Here is a 26,909-nt window from a genome sequence, read left to right on the forward strand (position 1 = left end):
TCTATATTTCAGCAATAGCATCCAATTCAATCAAAAATCCATAATGCAGTTCCTGCACTGGTATCACTGTCCTTGCTGGTTTGTGATCACCCATAAATTCTGCGTACAGGGAGTTAAATGCTCCCCAGTTTTCTGCGTTTTTGATATATGCATTCACTTTGACCAAATGTGATGTGGTCAAACCACATTCATCCAGAATATCCTTCAGATTTTTGAAGACTTGACTGACTTGTATTTTGAATGACCCTGCTGAAAGTTTTTCGCCTGTCCCCTGATCTATAGGAAGGATGCCAGATAAGTACACAGAACCATTGCTGGATACAGCCTGACTATAGTGCCCTGTTGGGGCTGACTTTCCTGAAACATTTATTAATTTCATACTCTATCTTTATAAATTACAAATAATCCTTCCTGATATCAAAATAATCTATGGCATTTCCTGTCAAGGTGGTATATTTTCCGATCAAGTTTGCTGTCATACATGAATGTACAGGTAAAATGCCTACCATGTCACCTGTGTCTATCCGGTCAAATACTTGATCAGAAACCACAAGCGTTCCATGTTCCTGAGATAGTTTGCTCAAAAAGCAGCCTTCCATAGGTTTACTCCACCCATTTGACTCCAGAAAGACCAGATCACCATAATTTTTTTGATTATGGTCATTCACGATAAAATCTTTCGACAGGTGGATACCACCACCTATGATGATGATCTCGTTTCTATCTTTATGTTTTGCAACTACGGGACAAGCTACTGCGACTGCAATATCTTCAGGCTTACATGCCGATATCTGGACTTGCATAATATCATAAAATACAAAATTGCCTGGTCTGATCTCATCCACAAGGCTAAAATCATCAGCTACACTACAAGTCGGCGTATCGCCCACTGATATCTTTATATTCGGATATTGAGGTTTATATTTTTCTTTCAGATGAAACAATATTTGCATTGTGGTATGGTGCAATTCCAATATTTCATCTGTTGACCTGCAATAATAACTGTTTCCGGTATGGGTTAGAAATCCTGCAAAACAAAGTAATCTGCTTTTCTCTATAAGATTGATAATAGACATTAACATTACATCATCTTCGTACAATACACCCGTGCGGCGATATCCTGTATCAATTTTTATCCAGACATTGATAGGGTGTTCAACACTTTCAGCCAAACTCATGGTACCTGAGATGTCGGCAACCAAGAGATGTAAATTTACTTTTTGAGCAAGATCATTAATTCTGTGCTTTTCTCTTGTGTTGACAGGTATTGCTACAGTAATATCGTTCCAGCCATCTTCTGCAAAAAAAGAAGCCATCTTTAAAGAAGAGACAGTAATAGCATTTACACCTTCCTGCCTGAACCATCTGCCAATTTCGTGGCTTTGATGTGTTTTAAAGTGTGGTCTGAAAAGTACTTTACACTTCTGAGCCTTTTTGACCATTTGCTTTATGTTGTTTCTACATCTGACCTCGTCTAGTAGTAATGTGGGTTCGCAAAGGTCAGTAATGATATTCATGAACAGTAAAGGATCTGATTAAAGACCTAAATGTAATCATTTCCAAAGAAACCTGCATACGGTATTGCTATAAATATAGTTTATATAGTTTATAAAATGATTTGTACAATTTGAATTGATTTTTGTATTTTTGTGAAATGCAAGAGGGTGTCCACAATATCCACGACAAATTCGTTAGAGAATCTTTTTCTGATCCGGTCAGAGCTATTGCTTTTTTAGAGCGATTCTTGCCCGATGAAATGATTAATAATCTTGATTTGCCTACACTGCGAGTACTGCAAGAGTCCTATCTGAATGAAGCATTGAAAGAGCATTTTTCTGACTTGGTTTTTGAAGTTTCTTTAAAGAATAATGCTGATACTAAAACGGATATATCCATTCTTTTTGAACACAAATCTTCCAGTGACAAACATGTGTTAATACAGGTGGGCCACTATATGTTTGCACATTGGGTGAAGTGTCTGGCGGAGAAAAAGAAGTTAAAAGTCATCATACCATTGATTTACTACCAAGGAAAAAAGGAATGGATTTTAGCTGACCTTTCTTCTTTATTTCACTCGTACCCTGACTATATCAAAAACTATGTACCAAAGCTTAATTACTTGTTTTTTGCGCTCAATACTATCTCAGAAGATAAGATTGAAACTATCAGAGATACTATGATGGCGGCAGCGGTGATAGCCCAAAAGTGGCGCATAAACCCTGTAAAACTGCAAGCTGATTTTGAAAGGATATTCCGTCTATTTCCAATAAAAGACCCAAACTTGAACTTTTTGGAGAAGATAGTAGTTTATGCATTAAATGTATCTGACATTACGGAGGAAGTATTGGCAGAAACCATAAAATCTATACCACAACCCATTAAAAATAATATCATGACCACATATGACAGAATAGTCCAGAAAAACAGGAATGAAGGGAAGATCGAAGGGAAGATCGAAGGGAAGATCGAAGGGAAGATCGAAGGGAAGATCGAAGGGAAGATCGAGGTAGTTCTCAATTGTTTTGATCAGGATATAGCTATGGCTATGATTATAAATATTTCTGGCTTGTCAGAATCAGAAGTCATAAGCATACTCAAGGAGCACAAAAGGATCTAATAGAAGTACTATATCATGACTACATACGACAGAATAGTCCAAAAAAACAGGAATGAAGGGAAGATCGAAGGAAAAATCGAAGGGAAGATCGAGGTAGTTCTCAATTGTTTTGATCAGGATATACCTATGGCTATGATTACAAATATTTCTGGCTTGTCAGAATCAGAAGTTATAAGCATACTCAAGGAGCACAAAAGGATCTAATAGAGCAGGTTTGATCAAATAGATTGCCAAAAGAATGACACATTCAGTTTTCATCACTATGCAAGAGCCTTGGTAACCAATTAATTGTTAAAGCTCCCAAACATTATTACTACCGGATCATAGCAACCGGCATATTTTTATCATAATCACCTGTGATAGATGGAGTTTGAGCATGATTGGTATATGACTTAACCTGCGATGAAATATATTGATACAGTTCATTGATGGTGACAAGTTTATCTTTATTGGTATCTGCCATCCCTTTGAGTCCTTTGATGAGAAAGTGAGAAAAAATTCCTTGTCTCAGACCTCCGTATTCCAACGAAACTTCATCTTTTTTTGATGACATCAGTATTGCCGTCCCTGATTCGGCAGCATTGTACGCATTGTAAAAGTTTTCCATAGAAATATGGAGCGGGCTTCTTGCTGCAGCTATCATGGACCCCGAGTGACATGCATCAGCTATAAAAAGTTTGTGCTTGGCTTTTGATTTGTTGAGTTCAGCCAGTATGTCCTCATAAGGCAAGTGGTTTTTATACCCGTCAAAATCTCCTGGTGCATAGGCCCCATCTATCCCATGTCCGGAAAGGTATAGCAATATCACATCATTGGCATCTGCCAGAGAAGCAATGTATTTCAGTTCTTTTCTGATCGTTTGGTCTGTAGCTCCTTCATCTATCAGTATTTTTATCTGATGGTCAGGAATCGCCCCACCTTCGGGGCTCTTCAGAAAAGCATAAAGTTGATATGCATCATCGTCAGTATATTTAAGTGATGGCATATGCTGATAGCTTGCCACTCCTACTATGATAGCAAAAACTTTTGTTTCTCCAGCTCTTATATCTGTTTGCGGTCGAGAAATGTTGCTACCTGCAGCTAGATTTTGAGTTGTTGGTTTATTTACTAATTCTGTGATCTTTTGTTTTGGTTTTCCGTGCTCCCATATGGCTGAATAGGTATTGCCCGAACTAAAATATAAAGTGCCTTTGCCGTGAGGAGCATGATTTTTCCAACCACCTTCATATCTGTTGCCATTGGCATAATTACAACTGCCCGTGCCATCTCCCTGCCCGTTTAAAAACTGCCCACTGTATATACTTCCGTCGCCATACCTATATACTCCTTGCTCCTGATGACAATACTTGGTATTACAGTTATTTTCATGATTTTGATATTGGGTTGCGGTATATGCTTGTTGTGTTTGATTTTGTGAAGAAACTTCTTTTTCACTGGTCAACTTATTCATATCATAATACTGTACTCGTCTCCCTCTTTTGTCATAGGTGATACCTGAGCCATGTTTCTTATTTCTTAACCATTCTCCATCATAATATGAACCATCTTTTCTGGTAAATTTTCCAATCCCTGTAAATTCACCATCTAAAAAATCACCCTCGTACATTTCACCATCATTAAAGGTGTATTTCCCCTTGCCATTGGATTTGGAATTGATCCACTGACCCTCATATTTATCTCCGTTTCTGTATGTGATGACACCAAATCCGGACATGACATCATTTTCAAAATTTCCTTCATAAACATCTCCTGATTTATAAGACATCGTCCCCTTCCCATTTTTATATCCCTGAAAAAATGATCCATCAAAAACACTGCCGTCAGCGTTCTTTAGGACTCCTGACCCGTGAGGCTTACCATTCAAAAAACTTCCGGTGTATTGGGTGCTGTTTTTGTATAAAAATGTACCTTTGCCGTTGATACAGTTTCCTCGAAGGCAGTTGGCGTTTGCGGTTAAATGGCAAAGTGAAAATAAGAGTAAGATAAAGAATAACTTTTGCATAATTCGATACTTTAAGGGCAATTATGTATTTGTTATTCTGAAGGCGAAGGATTTGTTCTGACAGTAAACTTAATTCAATTACATTTTATTATTTCAAAATCGAGTTTTATGAAAAATTTATCTTTTTATTTTTTGATAGTATTCATTTCATTGTCAGCCTGCAAAAATTCAAAGTCCGGCGAGGACATGGTTGGTGATGGTATCCACTTTGGAGAAAAAATCGACACTTCCGGCATGATTACTTACGATGCTTTACTTCAAAAGATGTCAGTATCAGACTCAGTCAATGCCAAAGTAGTTGGTAAAGTTTCAGGAGTTTGTCAGACCAAAGGTTGCTGGATGAATATAGTCTCAGATGCAGATACAACTAATACAGAAATGTTTGTTCAGTTTGAAGATTATGGCTTTTTTATGCCCAAGGATCTTGCTGGCAAAGAAGTGGTCATGCTCGGAAAAGCATACAGAGAAATAACTTCCGTCGAAGATTTGAAACACTTTGCAGAAGATGAAGGTAAAACTCCTGAGGAAATTGAAAAAATTACTGAACCTGTTACAGAACTCAAGTTCATGGCATCAGGCGTCATGATTAAGAAATAGTCAAAAATTACTGACTTTGTATATCGTCTTTGAGTAATACTGCTCACCTGGTATCAATAAGGTTGTGGGAAAACTGCTATGATTGGGAGAATCCGGAAAATGCTGTGTTTCCAGACATAAACCTGCATATGGTTTATATTTGCCTTCTTTTCCATCAACATCACCAAGCCAATTACCAGTATAAAGCTGAACACCCGGTTGATCTGTAAACACTTCAAGCAAACGGCCTGAAGCTTCATGTTTTACTTGTGCGATAGGTACATCATGTTGATGATCATTTACTACATAATTGTGATCAAATCCGTTTGTATTCGAAAATATAGGATCATGTGCAAGTATACATTCGCTGAGTTTCCTGTAATTTCTCAAATCAAGGATCGATCCTTGCACAGATTGTATTCTTCCGGTTGGGATCAAAGTATCATCTACTTCTGTATAATTATCGGCCGCAATACGAACCTCATGGTCCAGAACATCGCCATTCTGACGACCTGACAGATTAAAATAACAATGGTTGGTAAGATTCACTATCGTTGGCTTATCTGTTTGAGCAAAATACTCTATAATCAATTCATTATTATTAAATGTATAACAAACTTCTATCATAAGATTGCCTGGATAGCCTTCTTCGAGGTGTGGACTTATGGTGCTCAACTGTACTGTACATACGTCTGTACCCTTTGATATCTTAAAATCCCATATTTTTTTATCAAAACCAACAACACCTCCATGCAGATGATGTGGGGCAAGATTTGTCTGAAGCTGATATTCCTCACTACCGATGTTAAACTTTCCAAAAGCGATCCTGTTGGCGTACCTGCCGACTATGGCACCAAAATAAGGATGATTGGTCAAATAACCCTCTAAATTTTCACGACCCAGCAAAATATCAGCTGGTTGTCCAAAACGATCAGGACAAACCCATCGATGCACGATACCACCAAGATTTGTGATACTCACCTTTTGCCCGTATCGATTACGCAGTGATATGAGTGTCACTTCATCGTCACCAACATATCCAAACCCTTCAATTTCTATCTCAAAACTTGACATTTCTATATTTAAATTAAATTATTTTATAATATATATTCATTTTGATATCAATTAATCCGTTGTATTTCTGCAAGTTATATGACAAATGTAAGGATAAGTCAAAATTTAACACATTTTTAAGAAGAATTATACAATAAACATGTTATATTTGCGGTACCAACGAATAGCTGATGTTCAAAAGTATACACTTGATAATAATATTACTTCTTTGTTCAGCTGTCATCTCAGCACAGAGTAATACTCCTGCAATCAACAATCCTACACAGGAGCAGATTAAAATTATTGAAGACATCAAAGTTTTTCCTAATCCGGCTGTTGATTACATACAAATTGCAAATGGTTCATTTGTTGTCAAAAAAATAGTAATACTAAATATCTTCAGTAAAGAGGTAAAATCTTTCCAGCATTACAATAATGCTCAGCATGATATCTCTGAACTCAAACCTGGTCTATATATCATTCGTATGGTGGATGATAAAAACAAAGTCATCCGATCGCTCAAGTTCAATAAAAACTATGACGGTGCATAATATTTTTGTATAGTGATTTCTTCAAAATATAATTAAAAGCTTTCAACATACCGGAAGCTTTTTTTATTTATAAAACCAAATTTTTAAGAAAATGAAACGATTTATACTTTTACTTTCCTTTTTTCTTTCATTTGTAGTAGTCAAGGCAGATATTACCTACAAACCATCTCACCTTGCAGTTGTTGCTGCACCCAATAGCGGTGATCAGCTTTTGGAAATATTAATTACCAATACTTTAAATACCCAATTGCCTGTCTACTGGAAACTGGTAAAGGACAACTCTTTCAAACAAAATTGGGAAACCTATATTTGTGATACGGAATTTTGCTATAGTGTCAATGTCGATCAAAGCAATACAAGTCTTCCAAACAACTTAAAACCCGGCACACACAAGTTTGAATTCCATTTCAATGCCAAAAATACTTTAGGCAATGCTAATGTTGCCCTAAAATTGTACTCAGACAAAACCTTCACTAAAGAAATTAAAACCCTGAATATCAACCTTAATGCAACATATCTTAAACAAACCCCAGCAGAGCTTGCGATCAATACGACACCATCAAGTGGAGACAACAAATTGAACATTACATATGTCAACAGTCATGATACAACATATACTGTGTTTTGGAAAGTGATAAAGGACAACACTACCTGGAAACCTCAATGGGAAACCTTCATTTGTGATCTTGAGTTTTGTTATGGTAATAATGTAGATCAAAGCATGCCAAATCTTCCCAACAAATTTAAAAAGGGTAACAGCTTGATAGAGTTCCACTTTTTTCCCAATAATGTTTCAGGAAACACATCCGTTACGTTAAAACTATATGCAGACAAAAACTTTACTCAGGAAATATTTAGCTCTGTAATTCAGATAAATAATGGCTTATCAGGTTCTCAAGAAATAGTGATAGAAAAACTTAATGTGTCACCCAGTCCAGCAACTGATTTTATTAACTTGCCTGAAAACCAAAATATTCGTTCTGTCGAGATCATCACTTCTAATGGACAATTCATCAGAACCGCACAAATCGAAAACTCCTCATCTATACAAATCAATGATCTATCAACCGGTGTTTACTTTATCAAAGCTTTTGATGCAAAATCACAGAATATAGGAATTTCAAAATTTGTAAAGCTCTAAAAAAGATATACTGCAACGATTTAAATAATGACTTATAATCTGGTTGATTTAGCTGTGGGTCTGTCATCAGTCCAAGAAATGCTATCAATTACAATAACTTAGGTTTTGATAAAATCGTCTTGATCGACTATATTCAGTATTCGTTCCGAGCTGTGGCTAGCATTTCCTTCACTTCGGCTACACTTAGTGCAACGCTTTATTGAGTAAAGTATTTTAGTGTTTGGTCAAACCATAAAAATATCTTAGGCTCAAAACACTACCTACATTATTTCAGGATTTTAGGATATGATGATTTAAATCATTGACAATACTATAAAAACAGTATAACTTAGGGCAATTAATTGGTTATTGTTTTATTTCTAACCAGCTAAATTTAGATTGTCATGAAAAAGATTTTTAGCAAAAATTATCCCTTTTATGTATTGATTTTGTTTTGGTTGTTGCAATCCGGATGTGAGCCGCTAGTAGATACAATTCCTGAAATAAGAGATTGTGAAACCTATACAAAACAAAATGCTCAAACTGTACCTGCAAAGGATACTGTACTTGTTATGACCTGGAATATCAGGTTTGGTTGTGGTGTAGATATCTTATGGTTTGGTGATGCCTGCGGAGACAGGACCGTACTTCTTAAGAAAGAAACTGAAAAAAGTCTTGAAAGTATTATCGCCCGTATCAATCAGCTTAAACCTGATATTCTATTGCTTCAGGAAGTTGATCTGTACTCTAAAAGATCTGCTTACATCGATCAAATGAAATATATCATGGATCGCACGTATTTTGGATATGGCTATTATGGCACCAACTGGAAAAGTCAGTTTATACCCAGTGATGGTATTGGCAGGCTCGATGAAGGCAATGCTATCCTTTCAGTGTGGCCTATGACAGAAGGTACCTTATACCCGTTACCTTTAAGAACTGATGTGGATGCTCTGACCAAGTATTTTTATGTAAGGGAGTCTGTACTCAGCGGACTGGTGACAATGCCTGACGGAAAGAGTTTTTATGCCATCAACACCCATTTGTCTGCATATTCGACTGATGATACAAAACTTCGTCAATTACAGAGATATATTGCTATATGTGATTCACTAAGTAAAACCGGAATCGCGATGGTGACCGGAGGTGATTACAACCTGATTCCTCCTAATTCAGATATTACAGATTATTGTCTTGCTGATGCATGTCCAGGAGAAAAATTTCATGAATCCGGTGTAGAGAAGTTTCACAAAGAAGGAAGCTATTTTACACCTGAAATCAATTGGATGAATGCGATGTATGAAAGGTATGAATCATCTCTTCCTCTCAGCGAATACAAATTGAATCAAAAAAAATATTATTCGCACTCATCTGATCCCAATATTGACTGGAACCGCACACTGGACTATCTTTTTACCAATCGCGCTTTCATCAAAAACTCCCATAAAACCTGGCAGGAATTCAGAAAAGAAGCCGATCACGCTGCGGTGACAGCATTACTGACCATTAAAAAATAATAAGATGAGAACACTAATAAAAATCTTCTTCCTTACATGGATACTAACTCTGAGTTTAAATGCACAGGAAGATACCCGATTTAAGCCTTACGGTCAAGATGCAGACATTCTGAATAACCGCAACCTGAGATATTCCTTATTTACAAAGGGAGAATATGGCATTTCAGATAAAGTTACTCTACGAGGACATCCACTTTGGATTTTTATGGCTCCATCCGTTGATGTAAAATGGCAATGGAAGAGGTCTGATAAACAATCTGTTGCATTCATTCACGGCATATCATCTCCTACACCTGTGATGAATATCTTTGCTATGGAAGGCACCGGTGGATTGATTTCACCTGAATTTGATATACCATTTATGTTGTCCCTAAAAAACGGGATGATTTCCACATGGCATCTGCAAAACACACATAGATTGACTGGGGAATTTGGGATAGAATTTGCACTTTTTAATAAGCAGTTGAATCCCGGCAGCTCCATCGATCTGCCTGTCATCAGTCCAAGAAATGCTGTCTATTACAAAAACTTTGGTATGGACTTAGCTATTGCTGCAGAAGGATCTATTATTGGGAAATTTGATTATTATTCAAAAATACAAGGATTTTTCTTTCCTTCCAACACCAAAAGGTATGAAACTGAATATGGTCAGACAGGAAGTTATTTTGGAGAAGGCACAGCAATGTTTTTTTGGAATACATCAAAAAAATGTAAACTTGGTTTAGGATCGAAACTCACCTTTGGTTCGTATCCTTTTGGAAATCAGTGGCATTTGTTACCTTTTATTGATTTTGTCAGATATTCATGGTGATGGACATAGTCGCTTAGTTCTACTTTGTCAAATTATACGGACTTTCCGATTGATTGGAAAACTGTTGGGTTAACCCAACAGTTGTGACCCTAATTTACCCATACATTTATCTTTAACTATCAAAAATTATCAGGTTTCCGGTTGATTACATTTTGATGAAAGTGTAATTGACTTAGATTTTTGAAGGTGACAAAGTAGAATTAGTTTCAATATTTCCTGATGCTTATCTATTGACAGGATTAAGGCTTTGGGTTGCTATAATTGGTGCTGTCATCGGTTGGTGGTTAGGTTGGAAAAAATGATGCTTTTGGCGATCCGAATTTATTGAATACCAATTTTGTCAATTTCTTACAAATAGCACTATCATGAAATAATTTCTTCTACTTTTGCAGAAAATATTTTATGTTTTCCAAAAGACAATTATTTCTGCAGCACGTAGCACAGACAAGTGATTTTCCTATGTGTCTGGAAGTAAGTCATGCTTCAGGTATGTATATCTATGGGACTGATGGAAAAAAATATCTTGATTTTGATTCCGGAATATCAGTCAGTTCAGTAGGGCACTGTCATCCTGCCGTAGTAAATGCGGTAAAAATGCAGGCAGAAACATATATGCATACTATGGTGTATGGAGAACATATTCAGGCACCACAGGTTGAATATGCCACATTATTATCCGAAGTTTTGAACAATGGTCTCAATAGTGTGTATTATGTAAATAGTGGATCTGAAGCTGTTGAAACAGCCATAAAACTGGCAAGAAAAGCTAGAGGAAGATATGAAATCATCAGTTGCGCCAACGCATATCACGGCAGTACCATCGCAGCAGAAAGCCTGAGAAGTGATACTGCTTTTACCAAACATTTTGTGCCCACCATGCCGGGAGTAAGACACATCAGATTCAACAATGAAACAGATTTAGCAAAGATAACCAACAACACAGCTTGTGTGATTCTGGAACCCGTACAAGCTGAAGCAGGTATAATTGTGCCTGAAAATGACTACCTGCAAAAAGTCCGAACCAGGTGTCAACAGACCGGGACATTGATGATTCTGGATGAAATCCAAACAGGTTTCGGTCGCACAGGGGAAATGTTTGCACATCAAAAATACGGTATTACTCCTGACATATTGCTTATAGCAAAAGGCATGGGCGGTGGAATGCCCATAGGTGGGGTGGTGGCATCCACGGACTTGATGATGCATTTTGCCCGCAATCCTGCACTGGGGCATATCACTACTTTCGGTGGCCATCCTGTATGTGTAGCTGCTGCATTGGCAACTATAAAACTACTTTTACATGAATCTCATATTGCTGAAATAGCAAAAAAAGAAGTACTCTTAAAAAGTTTGCTCAAGCATGACATGATCAAGGAAGTGCGCTCTTCCGGTCTGATGATGGCTGTAGAAATCCGTGATCCATCATTACTCACTCCTTTGATAGATCGAGTCATCAGCGATGGCGTCCTGATCGACTATTTCCTGTTCAATGCATCTTCCTTTCGAATAGCACCTCCTTTGATAATAACAGACCAGGAAATCGAATATGGAGTAAGGACGATTTTAAATGCTATGGATGCTATACTGAGATGAAGGAAAGCAAAATCACATCACTATTGAGCTATCTGACAGAGGTGCACTTAGAAAGTGTTCCTTCAGAGTATAATGATCAACTACATGTAGTTCTGAAAAACGGAAGATATCAGTTGTGTACAGAAAATGCGATCTACTCATATGGTGATAAATATTATAATTTCAGAAAATGCTTTAAAAAAATGGTGCTTCCGGATTCCGGTAAGACCGATGTTTTGTTGTTGGGTTTCGGGATGGGAAGTATACCATATATGCTCGAGAAAGTATTTATGAGAAATTACAGGTATACCGGTGTGGAAATCGATCCTATGATAATATATCTTGCTTCCAAATATGTCATGCCCGAATTGAGTTCTGAGATATCAATCATAGAGACCGATGCTGCCACATTTGTGAAACAAAATGACGAACTTTTTGATATCATCTGTATTGATATTTTTGTAGATGATAATATACCTGCTTATTTCCTGACAGAATCATTTCTAATACAAGTCAAAAATAGTATCAGTGAAAAAGGTATAATTTTGTTTAACCATCTTGGATATACTTCCATTGATGTTTCAAAAGCAAAACTGTATTATGAAACCGTATTTTCAAAGATATTTTTTGATTCAACAATGATAAAAGTGCATAAAAATATCATGATGATCAGCAAAAGAGACGTTATAAATGTATAATAAATCAGCCTGATATTAATAAATTTTATCACTATTAACCGACTTAAATTATAATTCATCAAATTTCACCTATAAACAACTGACTGTCAATGACCATTGTTTAAGACTTCCTTTAGTACCCCCATATTTTAAAAGATCGATAATTGAGGACAGGGTGATTTATTTTTTGTCTTTGTGGCTTTTACATAAGTTCTGCGGCTGTTTTCAACCATCCAGATTACATCTATGAGGCTTATCATATGGATCCTCACCAATGCTGCCACTGTAGAGAAGGCTTTTTTTGTTTCGGATTTTACTTTTAGTATCAGGAGTAGTAATTGTGCTATCAATGTGCACCATATTTGTGTCTTTATCCCGTTTTCTGTTTCTGAATAGAAAAAGTGCAATTGAAAATTTTGTTTCAATTTCTTGAACAGGAGCTCTATATTCCACCAGAGTTTATATATATAAGCTACTTCTTCTCTTTTTATTTCAAAGTTATTGGTGATAAACTCATATACCCTTCCTTTTACGTCTTTGTACGTGACTTTCCTCAAGCACAACGCTTTTTCTTCTCCGTTGTCCTTGTATTTAAGGTGTATGTGTTCTTCTTTCAAGACACCATATTCTGTGTCGTTCAGTTCTTTACAATATGTTTGTTCTATGATGTCATACACTGCATTTTTCTTCAATCTACATACAAAATTGATCTTCTTGCCTGTAAATTTAGCAAATTGGAGGTAATGGTTATAAGCCCTGTCAAACACCACCATACTATGCTCGGGAAGGTTTAGGTATTGAATAAAAGTTTTATCATGACATTTGGCTTCGCTGATCTTTACAAACGCAGGGGTATCAGCGTGTGCATCAATGAGCATATGGACTTTGAGCCCACCTTTCTTCCTGCCGTCATCCTTTGGATTGCGCCCCACACCTTTCATAATATCAGAAAATAGTCTAATGGTACTCGAATCAAAGATAAATAGGTCGCTGAATGATACATTATTAATGCGGCTGACCGACAAAATTGGCTTAAAATGTTGCAGAAGTTCAAAGTACAGCTTTTCAAAAAACACGTTGTCTCGTTCTCTCAATCCATCACCAGCAGTACTTCTGGCAGGTGACGATTTAAGTCCAAGATGATTTAATTTACCTTGCATTCCCATCATTCCATCACATATTTCACCCATAGAATCACATCTGCTAAATATTCCGAAAAGCATAGTGATCAGTTGCGTCCAAGCAGGGAATGACCTATAATGCTTATCTGTTTTGTGGGTTAGTGCTAATACTGCAAACTTATCTTTTGGTATAAAATCAATCAATTGTTTGAAAATTGGCTGACCGACTAATTTTTTTGAGTTATCTTTGACTGTCATACTTAGTGTGTTTGGTAGCCAAAAGGTATGACAAAAGGGTTAATCTTTGAGGTTAACCCGCTTTTTTATTTTTTAAGTCGGTTAGTAGTGAAATTTTACATCTTATTTGACTCATTTTCAACGTAATAATATTATTAAGTATATATTGTGAACTTTTGAATTTTTAAATAAATTACATGGATAATGTCGAAAAATATGCCACTCTTGCTTTTGACTGGCTGATCAAAGCCTTACCAAATATGGTACTGGCGATAGTAGTGTTGTGGCTCGGTCTGTGGGTGATAAAGAAGCTTACAGCTGTTTTTTTGGCTACTTTGCAAAGAGCAGGATTTACTCCGGAGATCGGCTCATTTCTGGGTACATTGGCAAATATTGCTCTCAAGGTTTTGTTGGTCATCAGTGTGGCGGGCATGGTTGGCGTCAATACTGCAGCTTTTGTGGGTGTGCTGGCTGCAGGAGGGCTCGCGGTAGGATTGGCATTGCAGGGAAGCTTAGGAAATTTTGCAGCCGGCATTATAATCGTAGTTTTTAAGCCTTATAAAAAAGGAGATTGGGTGGAGATCAAGGAAAAATTTGGGAAAGTCACAGACATTCAGATTTTTAATACGATACTGCAGACTCCCGGAAATAAAGTCCTCATCATACCCAATGGAGAGGTCATCAATGGTGTGATTACCAATTTTTCCGGAATCGGAAATATCCGACTTGAGCTCAAGGTTTTACTTCCATATTCAGAGGATTTTCCCAGAACTAAATCTTTAATTTTATATGTATTGAAACAAATGCCTGAAATCCTTGAAAATCCTGCTCCTGAGATTGGGATCGAAGAATTTGGAGAAACTAATCTGGTGATCAATATACGTCCATATGTCCGACCAGATGATTACTGGAAAGTGTATTACGAAGTGATGGCAAATGTCAAAAAAGTCTACAGCGATAACGGAATAGGAATCACCTTTTCTGAGGGTTACGAGACTGGAAAAGTTGGACCTTGATCTACAAATATTTTTGCTTTTTATAAGGATTTTGTTCGCGTCTTTTAATATATTTGACCTTTAATTCAATTATAAAAAAATAAAATAATGTGTAAAAAATTCTTGTTTGGATATTTGGCATTTGTCTTTGTTTTTTCTAATGCAGCAGCACAGCAAAAAGCAAGTCCATATGATTATGGTAAAATGTGGACTTTTGAAAATCCACCTAAGGAATGGCTGAAATCTACATATGGCATGGATGTTCAGGATGAGTGGTTTGATTTTGTCAGAAAATCATCATTAAGATTCGCATCCTGGTGTAGTGCATCATTTATTTCGCCCGACGGGTTGATCATGACCAATCATCATTGTTCCAGAGATGTGGTGACAGCCTTGCAAAAAGAAGGTGAAAACTTTGATAAACAAGGATTTTATGCCGTCAACCTGGAAGATGAACGTAAAGCAGAAGACCTTTTTGTAGAACAAATGATCATGGCAGAGGACATCACAGCTCAGGTTCTGAAAGCAGTAAAAAATGCTAAAACGGATGCAGATGTTGCAGCGATGAGAAAATCAGCATTGGATTCCCTTCAAAAAATATATGCACAAAAAGACGGCTGGAAAGGCTTGCGATTACAAATGGTTACATTTTATAGCGGTGGAAAATTTTCTATTTATGGCTACAAGAGATATAGCGATATCAGATTAGTATGGATTCCTGAACTCGATCTTGGTTTTTTCGGTGGTGATCCTGACAACTTTACTTATCCTCGATACAATCTGGATGCTACCTTCTGGCGAGCTTATGATGAAAATGGGAAACCACTCAATACTTCTGCCAACTATCTGAAATTCAACAAGAAAGGAGCTGTAGAAGGAGAACCGGTATTTGTAGTAGGTAACCCGGGAAGAACGGAAAGATACCGTACAGTGACACAATTGAAATTTGACAGAGACTACCGATATCCGCTTCAGTATAAGTTCATGAAAAACAGGAATGATCTTATGATGAAAAAATATAATATGATTAAAAATGACCCAAAAAAAGAGTTTGAAGCTCAGGAGTTATTAAACAATATAGCCAATGTGGCCAACTCAATGAAAGCGTTTGGTGGTATAGCCAAAGGCTTAAAAGACCCTGAACTTTTTGGAAGAAAGGAAGCTATGGAAAGTTATATCCGGTCCAAGTCACCTGGAGTGACTTACTGGGATGATCTGACCAAACACTATGATGTACTCAATCCGCAGGGTTGGGCATCTACACTGCTTCTTCCCAATCCTTTGAGAGGCAAAATTTATACTATGATGCATGATTTGGAAAATTACGCTGAAATGGTCAAAACATCAGCCCCACAAGACAAAAAAGATAAACTGAAAGCTGTGATCACAGAAAAAGCAAAATCTATCAAAGATGACGAAGAAATCGAGTTATTCACAGTTTTTCTTCAGGAAATCAAAGATGATATCTACCCTGGTGATATGACACTCCAAAAGGTTTTAGGTAAAAGAAATATTAAGGATTTTGTCGCCTACTTGGTTAAGGAAACAAAATTTACAGAGGATAAAAAAGTGGTAAAGTTTTTTGAGAAAGAAGACAAAATGGCTAAAGATGATGACGTTCTGCTTGAAACAGCCAGAATTTTGGTCAATAAATATAAAGAAGCCAATAAATTATTTGTTGATTCAAGCCCCGCAAGACAGGCATTGGAGGGAAAAATAGCCAATCAGGTCTTTAAGGTATATGGCGACAAACTACCACCTGATGCTACATTTACGCTCAGAATATCTGACGGAGTGGTCAAAGGATATGATTATAACGGAACCATAGCACCTGTAAATACTACTTTTTATGGCATGTATGACAGGTATTATAGCAATAAAGGTGTTTTCCCATTTTCACTTCCCCAAAGGTGGCTCGATCCGACTCCGGAACTGCTCAAATCCCCCTTTAACACTGTATCTACCAATGATATCATCGGCGGCAACAGCGGAAGTCCGCTCATCAATAAAAATAAAGAAGCCGTAGGTTTGATATTTGACGGAAATATCGAATCACTTCCCGGCAATTTTATCTTTGATGAAAAGGTCAACAGAACAGTCTCGGTTCATGCAGGAGGTATTTACGCAGCCCTGAAGTATATTTTTAAAGCTGACAGGATCATCAGGGAGATAGAGTAGTGATGTTGTATAAGTTTAACCCGCATTAAGCATTAGAAAATCTATTACATGCCGAAATTCCTGCAAAATAAGGCGCTCCGCTAATTTTCACTCACTCACCATAGTGGTAACTATGATTCGCTCGTGAAAATTCTTATTTTATTGGACTTTCGACCTTCATGACGAAGTTCTAACGCATAATCCGGGTTTAAAGGACTACCCCTTAATAACATACGTTATTAGTATAAGTATCAGGCTTTTTAAGCCCGATAAATGCAACTTATGCCCCGTAATTAATACAAAAGCCACATAGCTGATCAAAAGTTCTGTGGCTTTTCTTTATCTTTTGTGCTGAAGTGTCCTGCCACGTAACTGTGTGTAAAACAAATTGCACAAAATCGTAAAATGCCTGTCTTTACCCTCATTCCCTTAAGGGACGACCCACCCAATTCAAGCACACTACCGTTTATTAAAATGACCATTGATAAAAAATGCAATATGTTATACACACCACGTAACTTAGGTTACATTGCTGATATTAAAACATTTGTACTTTTGTACTGTTTTCTACAAAAAAATTAATTTTATATGGTGAAATATTTTATTGTAATCATTTTGGGATTTACCATTATGGCATGCAAAGGACAAAATAACGGAGCAGCAAATACAGCTAATAACTCAAATCAAGCGGCAGTGAAATCAGCTGAAACCCTTACATCAAAAATCAATATCGACATAGTTGAAGCTAAAAAAATGATGGAAGCCAACAAGGACATCGTGTTGATAGATGTCAGAACACCGGGAGAAATTGCCAGGGGCAAAATCAATAATGCTCTGGAAATGAATATCTCTTCACCAGAATTTACAGATAATATCAACAATCTGGACAAAAGCAAAGAGTACATAGTGTACTGTGCAGTTGGTGGCAGGAGTGCTACCGCAGTATCTATAATGCAGCAAATGGGTTTTACTAAAGTACACAACCTCACTCCCGGATATTCAGGTTGGTCCAGACAATAATTATTCAGAATAATACAATTTCAATAAATTTCAATATGGAAAACCTTCTGAACACCTTCCTGAATGGGTACGGTGGCTACGCTTCTTATCTTTGGTCTGAGATCACACATCCTTCATGGCACAACTATTTTTACTGGTTACTGCTAGTCAGTGCTTTCTTTTTCGGTCTAGAGATACTGAAACCCTGGAGAGAAAACCAAGCTATGTTCAGAAAAGATTTCTGGTTGGACTTTTTTTATATGTTCTTCAATTTTTTTCTTTTTTCATTGGTGATTTACAATGCAGCATCTGATGTTGTCGTCAATTTGTTTAACAATGGTATTAAATCTCTATTCTCCTTAGACCTGCAGGCTTCCAATCCATTGAGATCTTTTCCACTTTGGGCTGTACTCCTGATCGGGTTTGTAGTAAGAGATTTTGTTCAGTGGTGGGTGCATAGATTGCTGCACAGAGTAGGGTGGCTGTGGCAATTTCATAAAGTTCATCATAGTGTAGAGGAAATGGGATTTGCGGCACATCTCAGATATCACTGGATGGAGACCATCGTGTACCGAACCATTGAATATATACCCTTAGCTTTATTGGGTATCGGGCTTTATGACTTCTTTATCATACATATATTTACATTGGCTATCGGTCATTACAACCACAGTAATTTCCGCATTGATGGTAAAATCACTGCCGGAGCAGTGGGTTTTTTGGCAGGTTTTGTGATGGTGATGGGACTCGCAGATATCACTTTTCTCAACGAGTCAGATTTGCTTATAAAAACTGTGGCCATATTAGGAAGTACTGTGGCCGGATATATAGTTTTAGGGCCATTTATGAAAAAAATATTTAACAGTCCTGAGATGCACATCTGGCACCATGCTTATGAACTTCCGGCTAATCGTAAATTTGGAATCAACTTTGGAATTTCATTGGCGATATGGGATTATCTTTTTGGTACTGCCGAAATCCCACATGATGGCAGAGATATACGGCTGGGATTTCCAGGAGTTGAAAAATTTCCGCATTCGTTTGGAGGACAAATAGTCTATGGAATAAAAGAATGAAGCTTTTAGATAAATAAAATTACAATTTCAGTGATTTGTATCATATTTTTATCTCAGTATTGAAATTTTAAAAAGGTTAAATTTTAATAATGCTATTTCTTTTTATTTGACAGTTAGTGATTGTGTATGATAAGTCTCATAATTTCTTTCTACAAATTCAATAATGTACTCAAAGCCTTTAAATAGAGACAATTTCAATTTTTTTAAATCCTTTGAGGTATTTATTTCGGCTATATCCACAGGAACAGCCAAAAGGCCCTCATTTTTTATTTTGGCAAGTACCAAGGAAGGAAAAGGAATTTTCATCTTAGGAGCTTTTATCTTGATAAGTACCTGACCTTGTATAACCAATGCGTCATCCACATCCTTTTTACCGCAAAACAATGCCACATCTACATCTTCTGTTTCACCTCTATATACCTCATCATTTTTATTTGTAAGAATATAACTTAATCCGGAGGTTGGCGGATTGTACTTCATCAAAAGGGATAAGTATTTTGTCTGAGAAATTGTAAACGGATCAGTATTTAAACATTCTTTTAAATACATCATCATGGATTTTTTTTGATTGATCTCTTTTTCTGAAATATTATCAAATCCTGCAAATATTACAAGTTTATTGATTTGCTTTACCGTCAAATGATTACATATAGCTTCAGCAGCCAATTGAGCCCGAAGTGGTCCTCTTTGATCATATGGGATCAAAGTAAAGCCCAATTTCAGTGCATACCTCACCATATTGCCAAATTCAGGATCTTTGATATAGTTTCCTGACCAAACAAATTTTGGAAATTTTCTGATATTAATGTCATGATCATCTGAGCTAAGAGCTTCTATTGCAAGATGTCTGTACCCATTTCTATAAAGTCGCTCCAACATCGAGTGCATGACGATTCGATGCTCACTTGCATGATGGGCCTCATTGATGGCCACTATCCTAGGTTGATGTTTTTTGATGTAGTCAAAAATAAATGTGGCGCTGTTAGTCGATTGATAGTTTTGCTTTTCTATAAAGTGTACCGGTCCATAAATATTTTGATAACACTCCTTAGCTTTGATATCCTTACCTATGCAGCAATAATCAAAACATGCTGATTCTGTATTTTGCGCTTTGATATCATGGCTAAACTTATAATAAAGTTTCAATAATGGACTGTAATAACAATTCATCTGATTGCGAACATAAATACCACTGGGTCACATAAGATAGAACAAGAGAAAGTATCACTCTAAAAAAAATAATCTTATTCTTATTTCCACTCATTACCTTTCTTCCTAATCCGTAATATATGGATAGTCCTTCTGTGAATAATTATCTTCGTACAACTCTGAAGGCAGTGGATAAGGTGAATTTTCAGCAAATTCCATAGCATCATCTATTTCTTTGTTGATAGCTTCTATGATATCATCCACTTCTTTTTGAGAAGCTATTTTTTGTTTTACTATTCTATCCTGAATCACGACCAATGGATCTTTTTCTTTGTAGGCTTCCAGCTCTTCTTTGGTACGGTACTTTGCCGGATCTGAGACGGAGTGTCCACGGTATCTGTAAGTTTCTATTTCCAGATAATATGGGCCTTTACCTGCTCTGATATGCGCTGCTGCTCTGGTGAGTGCTTCATGTACAGACTCAGGATTCATACCATCCACGCTTTCACTGGGTATGTCGAAGGACAAACCTAGCTTCGCAAGATCGTGGACATTACTTGTTCTTGTCACTGAAGTACCCATGGCGTACATATTATTTTCGCAGATATACAGAACAGGCAGTTTCCATGTCATAGCCATGTTGAATGACTCATATAGCGCTCCCTGACGAGCAGCTCCATCTCCAAACATGGTGACGCACAAGTTGTCTGTTCCTTTATATTTTTCTGCAAAAGCGATACCCGTACCGATAGGAATCTGAGCGCCTACGATACCATTTCCACCGAAATAATTATGTTCTGCAGAGAAAAAGTGCATACTTCCTCCCTTACCTTTTACACAACCAGTAGCTTTACCATATAGCTCAGCCATACATGATGCGGCGCTCAGCCCTCGGGATAGAGCTATTCCGTGTTGGCGATAAGCTGTCACAATTTTATCTTCCTTTCTCAGTGCTGATACCAATCCGCCTGCAATAGCTTCCTGGCCAATATACACATGGAAGAACCCTCTGATTTTCTGCTGAGAGTATGCAAATAATCCCTTCTCTTCAAATCTTCTGATTCTGTACATCGTCTCCAGCCATTTCAGATAAGTAGCTTTGTCATAATTTTGTGCAGCTGATTTTTTATCTGATTTTTTTTTCTCCAATACTTCTGCCATGAGGTAATATTTGTCTTAAAATTAAATTTTTTTAATTGAATGATTTTAAACCGTAAAATTAGTGGTTTGTTTACTATTAGTAGTCTTGTTAGGTAAATAATTTTAGCTCAGATGCATTTTAAGGTTAAGCAGAAGTTAAAAATATTTGATTTAGAAACAATTATATCACTTTTTTCCGTTTAAAGTATGTTTGGGGTGGATAACAAATTGCACTTTTTATTAAATCGATAATGACTGTTAGGCTAACCACGAAATGAAATTAGTTTACGACATTTCCCTCCACATACCCCTGGCCCCTAAAGGGGAGATCAGCCCTCTGATGAGAGCTATTGGGTGGGGTGTCTCAAGCTTGCTTGACAGGCTATTTAGGGAGTGAGGGTAGCGAAGCATTTAAGTAATTGTGCAATTTGTTATACACCCGTATGTTTAAACTTGTATCATAATTATATTGACCTATGGATTTAATCAGGATGTTTTGTATACTGCTGTGTGTTGTACTTATTCAAAATATATCTTTTGGACAAGACAAAAAAAACAAACAAGTTATACCCAATGACTCAACATATCAGGATAATATAAAAAAATCCAGACTATACGGAATTTATATTCCCAGAGATATTGATGATGCGCTATCCAAACTCATGGAATTAACAGATGAAGATGCCAGAAAACCACTTAAGGAAGTGTCTGAAGATATCATGGTAAAAAAACTCTATTTCGGATTGGGGCGATGGATGGAATACAATTGGAATTTTGAAGAAGGATCCAGATTTTCGCATTATCTCAGATTAAAAGGTTTGTATTACACCGAAGATATGACAAGATTTATGCTCACTCTTTTCCACCGCCATATCAATCAAAGACCACTTGAATCAGAAAAGCTTATCAAAACCTTAATAGACCAAAGAAGTCTAAAAATCAAAGAAGCTCAGTCCAAAATGGAGATTATACATTCTGAAAAGAGTAAAAAATCAAATATCAAACAATGAATTATTAGTTTTATAGGTTCAAGCTTTTCTTGAAGGATGAATAACCTATAAGAAATTATGAATTCTTGCTATTAACACCCACGTATATCAATAGTTATATACTCTTACAGTATACATATTTTATTTTTACACGGAAATTTGACAGTTTTATTTGATGTAAACCTTTTCAAAAAATAGGTCGGGAAAGTTTTATTATTTCAGTGCAAAAAAACATTACTTTTGCAAACCCCTAGCTTTTAAATTCATTATATACTTTTAATCCAATCTATGTGATTATGATGAAACAAACATTTGTATTTCATAAGGTAAGTTTATATTTTATACTTTTACTAGTTGGGGCAAGATGTTTTGCTCAGGAAAATTTGTATGCACCTTGTACTAAATTAAATCAGGAATATAGTGCCACACTCAAAATCAGGCAAGAATTACAAGCTAAACAATTATAACAATGAAGTCACTTCACTCACTAGCTGACAAAAGCCTTCTAAGCAAGTTTAATACAATTGGACATATGAGAACCGTAAAGTTAAGTATTATTAAATTCTATCAGATGTCTATAAGGTTTACTATGCATTTATTAAAATTATCTTTGTAGCAATACTCCGATAACTTTTAAAATACATTAGGATAAAAAAATATATAAAAAGTAAATGCGTAAATTGGCCCTTGAGCCAACCTGTAATCACAATCTCTCACAAAAATGATTACACAAGACGCATTTACTTCCGGCAAAAGCCTTATAGGTACAATATTAGATAAAATGGTTGGCATCAACAAATGGCAGAAAGTATTTTTTATGGAAGTAACCATGTTATTTCTTACCATCAAAAGGAAAAATCAATTTTACTCAGATGGGAAGATATAGTTCGTCGCCTGAAGTGAGGTTTCGCAACATGTTCAAGAAGGCATTTGATTTTGTATCAATCAATTCTTTATTTATCACCCAACAATGTGGCGATGAATTGATAGTGGGGTTTGATCCTTCATATCTTTCAAAGAGTGGGAAACATACACCTAATGTAGGCTATTTTTACTCTGGTGTAGCAGGCATGATCAAGCGAGGTATGGAATTTGGATGCTTGGCCATCATAGATGTCAAGCAAAATACAGCCTATCATCTTGATGCCGTACAGACACCACCGGTGAAGAAAGAAGATGCAGAAACTGGTCTGATCAAACACTATTGTAAGATATTTGTCGAAAGGATTAATACAATAAAGAAACATAGTGAAATCCTAGTAGTAGATGGTTGGTTTAACAAACAAAAATTTGTAGGATCAATGACCAAATTGGGGTTAGAAGTGATCTGTAGATTACGCCCCGATGCAAACTTAAAGTATCTTTACAATGGTCCGAAGATGGAAGGAAGAGGTCGCCCTAAGAAATACTCATGCAAAGTAGATCTCAAAAATATAGATAAGAGTGTATTCAAAAAGACAGTTGATGATGGGAGCAAGGTTATATACGAAGCAGTGGTGTATTCCATAAGTCTAAAGATAAATATCAAAGTGGCCTATACAGAATATTTAAATGAGAAAGGTGAAGTTACAAACACCATTCTTTATTTTAGCACCAACACGTCTAGGGATTCCATCGACATAGTCAGATATTACAAAGCCAGATTTCAAATGGAATTTATATTCAGAGACGGTAAACAGTTTACCGGATTTGACAACTGTCAGGCAAGGTCAGTGGAGAAAATCCATAATCATGTAAATTATGCCATGACGGCAGTCAATGTAGCTAAAGCAATCATACGGCAAGGCATAGAAAAAGATCAGCCCTGCAGTTGCTCCATTCAAGATATCAAAACAGAGTTATTTAATCAATTTCTGCTGGAAAGAATATTTATCAACTATGGTATTGAACCAGAGTTGCAAAAAAATAATGAATTAAAACGCAAAATATTAGATTTTGGGAAAGTCGCAGCTTAAATTTGTTATCGGAGTATTGTGTAAATAAAATTTAAAAAATAGTTGATTAAAATGGAGAAAAAGTATAGGAAAATAATGCTTGCAGTTGCAATTGTTTTTGGGTCTTGTATGTGTAATAGGGCAATATTATTAGCACAAACTAAAGATTGCTCAATAATTAAGCAACAATACAAAAATATTGAACCATTAGTGGATAGTCTTAGAAAGCAAAGAAAACATGTTGAAAGAGACTCTTTGTACAATGTTTACATAAATAGAATGGACCTTGCATGTCCTTGCGACTATTGGGCAGTTGCGAATTTGTATCTCGGAAAATATAGTTTTACCTTTCATTCTCTAAATCGAAGAAATGAAGCCTTGGAAATGTTTACAAAAAAAATTGAAGAGTGTACCAATAAAAATGACTCAACAACTTTGTTTTTGAATGGAAGTAAAGCCATTTATCATCTCCGGAATGATGAGTTTTACAAAATGAAAAAACACTTAGATGAAGCTATTAGAATTGGGGTAGAAAAATTTCATCCAGCCTATAGAGATCTATTTGTAGCTCGCATGAATTTAGGTTTGTACTATCACTACAAAGGCGATGATTTGACGGCATTAGATATCCATATCAATAATGAAAAAAACATAGAAAATGTCATTTTTAGAGACACCCTTGCTCACATTGACAATCTTGATTGGTGCGTTACACATGCTCTGACCCTTGATGATGATATAACAGCAGAAGTTTATTTGGATCGTTTTATCAAATTGGTAAAGGGGACCAGGTTTGAAAAGAAAGCAATGATTGGAATGCAAGAAACATTATTTGACCATTACATTAACACTGAAAATTATGCAAAAGCGAAAGAATACTTTGATATATTAGATAAAACGGATGCTTACAATGATTATTTCAGAGCATTGCCTTTTATTAGGTATTTAATATATGAAGGTAAGCATGATGAAGCAGCCCAAAGATTGCAGAAGGTAGATAGCTTATTTAATAAAAACAATGTACCCTTACATCATTTTGCAAGGATCAATGTAACACTTGAGAAAATGAGAAACAAAAAATTGTCAGAACAATCCTTTAAAAAATTATCAGAGCAAGTCATTACATCCATCCATAATAACTATCTCAATTTAGTCAATGAAAGTCCTTCTAATCTAGCTAAAAATATACAAAAGTTATCTTCAAAGTATGTGGCCGTTATAAGTAGAATGTTGAATTATGGAAATCCTAACGATGTACCTACTATATACAACCATATGAATAATGTCAAAAATGCATCGAGTGCTTATTATGTAAATCTGCAATCATTTATTAATAATACATCCAATGAAAAACTAAAGAATGACTTTACTTTGTATAAAAAACTAACGAAAAGAGTCAATGAAAGCAATGTTTCTGATTCTCTTAGGCTCTTATCATCAAGCATTCACGATGCATTGATCAATGCTGCAGGCGTAAAATGGCACAACGATATAAAGATCAAAGAAATCCAACAAAAATTGGGGCCATCAGAAGTCTTTCTTGATTTTTATCAGACTGACAAAATCAAAGGAAAGGAAGAACTTTACCTCTTCATCGTATCTGATGAATCGGTAGTATTTCATAATTATAAGAATATTGTTGATACGCTAGAGCTTCAGCTTTCTTCTACTAATTATACCAATAATGGAAAAATGAATAAGGCACTTTATCATTACCTGATCAAACCAATAGAGGTTTACCTCAAAGACAAACGCAAATTATACATCTCACCCGATGGAAAGCTAAATCAGATTGCCATAGAAATATTAAGCCCTACAGGAAGTAAACAAAGTATTTTGGAAGATTATTATCAAATTGTTTATGTAGAAAATTCAAGAACCATAGTAGAAAGCAACGTTGAAAAGACCGATAAGTTCAAGAATAATTTTTTGTTAGTAGGTGGTATTAATTATCAATGTCATGCCAGTAATGATGGGCTATTAGCCACAGTGGCGCAAGATATACAAAAGATCAGGTCTGATATTCAGTACTTGGAAGGTTCAAAAAAAGAAGTAGATAAAATCAGCGAAAAACTCAAAGTTCAAAATTTGCCATTTATGGCTTTGATGGATTGTGATGCCACTAAAGAGAAACTAATAACTGCAGCCAATTCATCAGATGTGACACACATACACATCTCCACACATGGATTGTCAAAATCATCAACAGGAGCAAATATCAATAAATACTTCACTTCTAACAGTAGCGCCCAGTTAATACTTGCCCAGTCCTATGCCAATGATGACGCATACTTATCTGCTTTAGAAGTCATCAACCAAAACGTATCGAACAAGGAATTGGTATTCCTTTCGGCATGCAATACTGGTCAAGGTACATATATGTCAGGTTTTGGCAATGCCAGTGTGGCCAATGCCTTTAAGAAAGCAGGAGCCAAAAAGGTAGTAGCAACACTGTGGCCTATACCTGATGACGTGACCGTAGAGCTTTGTGACCATTTTTATACTCATTATCTAAAATCATATGATGCCAATGCTGCCATGCAACATGCCAAAAAGATACTCAGAAGTAGATACAGCCCTGAGCAATGGGCAGCATTTAGAGTGATGAATTAAGTA

General features: G+C 36.2%; 24 protein-coding genes. 17 read left to right on the forward strand and 7 right to left on the reverse strand.

The window, feature by feature from the left end; translation table 11 throughout:
* Position 1: 1 nt before the first annotated feature.
* Both IPK35_16310 and IPK35_16315 read right to left on the reverse strand, forming a co-directional pair.
* Complete coding sequence (locus tag IPK35_16310) at positions 2-379, reverse strand: RidA family protein (GenBank protein MBK8054779.1); 378 nt, start codon at positions 377-379, stop codon at positions 2-4.
* A gap of 16 nt (positions 380-395) precedes the next feature.
* Entirely contained in the window at positions 396-1,517 is a 1,122-nt protein-coding gene (locus IPK35_16315) for an alanine racemase (protein MBK8054780.1), read from the reverse strand.
* Positions 1,518-1,654: 137 nt separating this feature from the next.
* Here IPK35_16315 and IPK35_16320 point away from each other — a divergent pair, with 137 nt between their 5' ends.
* Together IPK35_16320 and IPK35_16325 are read left to right on the forward strand one after the other, a co-directional pair.
* Entirely contained in the window at positions 1,655-2,617 is a 963-nt protein-coding gene (locus IPK35_16320; protein MBK8054781.1) for an Rpn family recombination-promoting nuclease/putative transposase, read from the forward strand.
* 15 nt (positions 2,618-2,632) lie between these two features.
* On the forward strand, positions 2,633-2,821 hold the full coding sequence (locus IPK35_16325; GenBank protein MBK8054782.1) for a hypothetical protein: 189 nt from the start codon (positions 2,633-2,635) through the stop codon (positions 2,819-2,821).
* 109 nt (positions 2,822-2,930) lie between these two features.
* On the opposite strand, the gene IPK35_16330 is transcribed toward IPK35_16325, so the two are convergent.
* Positions 2,931-4,619 carry a caspase family protein gene (locus IPK35_16330; protein MBK8054783.1) on the reverse strand — a complete coding sequence of 563 codons (1,689 nt, stop codon included), beginning with the start codon at positions 4,617-4,619 and terminating at the stop codon, positions 2,931-2,933.
* Between the two features lie 108 nt (positions 4,620-4,727).
* On the opposite strand from IPK35_16330, the gene IPK35_16335 reads away from it, so the two are divergent.
* Positions 4,728-5,216 (forward strand): DUF4920 domain-containing protein, encoded by a 489-nt coding sequence (locus IPK35_16335; protein MBK8054784.1) that lies wholly within the window; start codon positions 4,728-4,730, stop codon positions 5,214-5,216.
* Here IPK35_16335 and IPK35_16340 read toward each other — a convergent pair whose 3' ends face one another.
* Positions 5,217-6,269, reverse strand: a complete 1,053-nt coding sequence (locus tag IPK35_16340) for a galactose mutarotase (protein MBK8054785.1) — start codon at positions 6,267-6,269, stop codon at positions 5,217-5,219. It abuts the gene before it with no gap.
* Between the two features lie 188 nt (positions 6,270-6,457).
* On the opposite strand from IPK35_16340, the gene IPK35_16345 reads away from it, so the two are divergent.
* From IPK35_16345 to IPK35_16370, 6 genes are all read left to right on the forward strand, one after another.
* On the forward strand, positions 6,458-6,799 hold the full coding sequence (locus tag IPK35_16345) for a T9SS type A sorting domain-containing protein (GenBank protein MBK8054786.1): 342 nt from the start codon (positions 6,458-6,460) through the stop codon (positions 6,797-6,799).
* Positions 6,800-6,890: 91 nt separating this feature from the next.
* Positions 6,891-7,940: a T9SS type A sorting domain-containing protein gene (locus IPK35_16350; protein ID MBK8054787.1), complete on the forward strand. Its 1,050-nt coding sequence runs from the start codon at positions 6,891-6,893 to the stop codon at positions 7,938-7,940.
* 383 nt (positions 7,941-8,323) lie between these two features.
* A complete protein-coding gene (locus tag IPK35_16355; GenBank protein ID MBK8054788.1) occupies positions 8,324-9,436 on the forward strand; it encodes an endonuclease/exonuclease/phosphatase family protein in 1,113 nt (370 codons plus the stop codon).
* A gap of 4 nt (positions 9,437-9,440) precedes the next feature.
* Positions 9,441-10,247 carry a hypothetical protein gene (locus IPK35_16360; GenBank protein MBK8054789.1) on the forward strand — a complete coding sequence of 269 codons (807 nt, stop codon included), beginning with the start codon at positions 9,441-9,443 and terminating at the stop codon, positions 10,245-10,247.
* A 402-nt stretch (positions 10,248-10,649) separates the two neighbouring features.
* Positions 10,650-11,840 (forward strand): aspartate aminotransferase family protein, encoded by a 1,191-nt coding sequence (locus IPK35_16365; GenBank protein MBK8054790.1) that lies wholly within the window; start codon positions 10,650-10,652, stop codon positions 11,838-11,840.
* Positions 11,837-12,517: a fused MFS/spermidine synthase gene (locus IPK35_16370; protein ID MBK8054791.1), complete on the forward strand. Its 681-nt coding sequence runs from the start codon at positions 11,837-11,839 to the stop codon at positions 12,515-12,517. The genes IPK35_16365 and IPK35_16370 overlap by 4 nt, the downstream gene beginning before the upstream one ends.
* Before the next feature lie 128 nt (positions 12,518-12,645).
* Here IPK35_16370 and IPK35_16375 read toward each other — a convergent pair whose 3' ends face one another.
* Entirely contained in the window at positions 12,646-13,875 is a 1,230-nt protein-coding gene (locus tag IPK35_16375; protein ID MBK8054792.1) for an IS4 family transposase, read from the reverse strand.
* Positions 13,876-14,051: 176 nt separating this feature from the next.
* Between IPK35_16375 and IPK35_16380 the strand changes: the two genes are divergently transcribed.
* The 4 genes from IPK35_16380 to IPK35_16395 all read left to right on the forward strand — a co-directional run bounded on the left by IPK35_16380 (position 14,052) and on the right by IPK35_16395 (position 19,081).
* Positions 14,052-14,870 (forward strand): mechanosensitive ion channel family protein, encoded by an 819-nt coding sequence (locus IPK35_16380; GenBank protein MBK8054793.1) that lies wholly within the window; start codon positions 14,052-14,054, stop codon positions 14,868-14,870.
* A gap of 87 nt (positions 14,871-14,957) precedes the next feature.
* Entirely contained in the window at positions 14,958-17,027 is a 2,070-nt protein-coding gene (locus IPK35_16385) for a S46 family peptidase (protein ID MBK8054794.1), read from the forward strand.
* 567 nt (positions 17,028-17,594) lie between these two features.
* Positions 17,595-18,026, forward strand: coding sequence for a rhodanese-like domain-containing protein (locus IPK35_16390; GenBank protein MBK8054795.1), 432 nt, complete (start codon positions 17,595-17,597; stop codon positions 18,024-18,026).
* Positions 18,027-18,061: 35 nt separating this feature from the next.
* Positions 18,062-19,081, forward strand: a complete 1,020-nt coding sequence (locus tag IPK35_16395) for a sterol desaturase family protein (protein ID MBK8054796.1) — start codon at positions 18,062-18,064, stop codon at positions 19,079-19,081.
* Between the two features lie 102 nt (positions 19,082-19,183).
* Here IPK35_16395 and IPK35_16400 read toward each other — a convergent pair whose 3' ends face one another.
* Both IPK35_16400 and pdhA read right to left on the reverse strand, forming a co-directional pair.
* A complete protein-coding gene (locus IPK35_16400; protein ID MBK8054797.1) occupies positions 19,184-20,251 on the reverse strand; it encodes a hypothetical protein in 1,068 nt (355 codons plus the stop codon).
* Between the two features lie 105 nt (positions 20,252-20,356).
* Complete coding sequence (gene pdhA, locus IPK35_16405) at positions 20,357-21,391, reverse strand: pyruvate dehydrogenase (acetyl-transferring) E1 component subunit alpha (protein MBK8054798.1); 1,035 nt, start codon at positions 21,389-21,391, stop codon at positions 20,357-20,359.
* Between the two features lie 455 nt (positions 21,392-21,846).
* Here pdhA and IPK35_16410 point away from each other — a divergent pair, with 455 nt between their 5' ends.
* The 4 genes from IPK35_16410 (at position 21,847) to IPK35_16425 (ending at position 26,906) form a co-directional block, all read left to right on the forward strand.
* Complete coding sequence (locus IPK35_16410; GenBank protein ID MBK8054799.1) at positions 21,847-22,380, forward strand: hypothetical protein; 534 nt, start codon at positions 21,847-21,849, stop codon at positions 22,378-22,380.
* A 700-nt stretch (positions 22,381-23,080) separates the two neighbouring features.
* On the forward strand, positions 23,081-23,245 hold the full coding sequence (locus tag IPK35_16415) for a hypothetical protein (GenBank protein ID MBK8054800.1): 165 nt from the start codon (positions 23,081-23,083) through the stop codon (positions 23,243-23,245).
* Entirely contained in the window at positions 23,232-24,314 is a 1,083-nt protein-coding gene (locus IPK35_16420) for a transposase (protein MBK8054801.1), read from the forward strand. The genes IPK35_16415 and IPK35_16420 overlap by 14 nt, the downstream gene beginning before the upstream one ends.
* A 51-nt stretch (positions 24,315-24,365) precedes the next feature.
* Positions 24,366-26,906 (forward strand): CHAT domain-containing protein, encoded by a 2,541-nt coding sequence (locus tag IPK35_16425; protein MBK8054802.1) that lies wholly within the window; start codon positions 24,366-24,368, stop codon positions 26,904-26,906.
* The last annotated feature ends 3 nt before the right edge of the window (positions 26,907-26,909 follow it).

The sequence above is a fragment of the Saprospiraceae bacterium genome (genome assembly GCA_016713025.1).
Lineage (GTDB): Bacteria > Bacteroidota > Bacteroidia > Chitinophagales > Saprospiraceae > OLB9.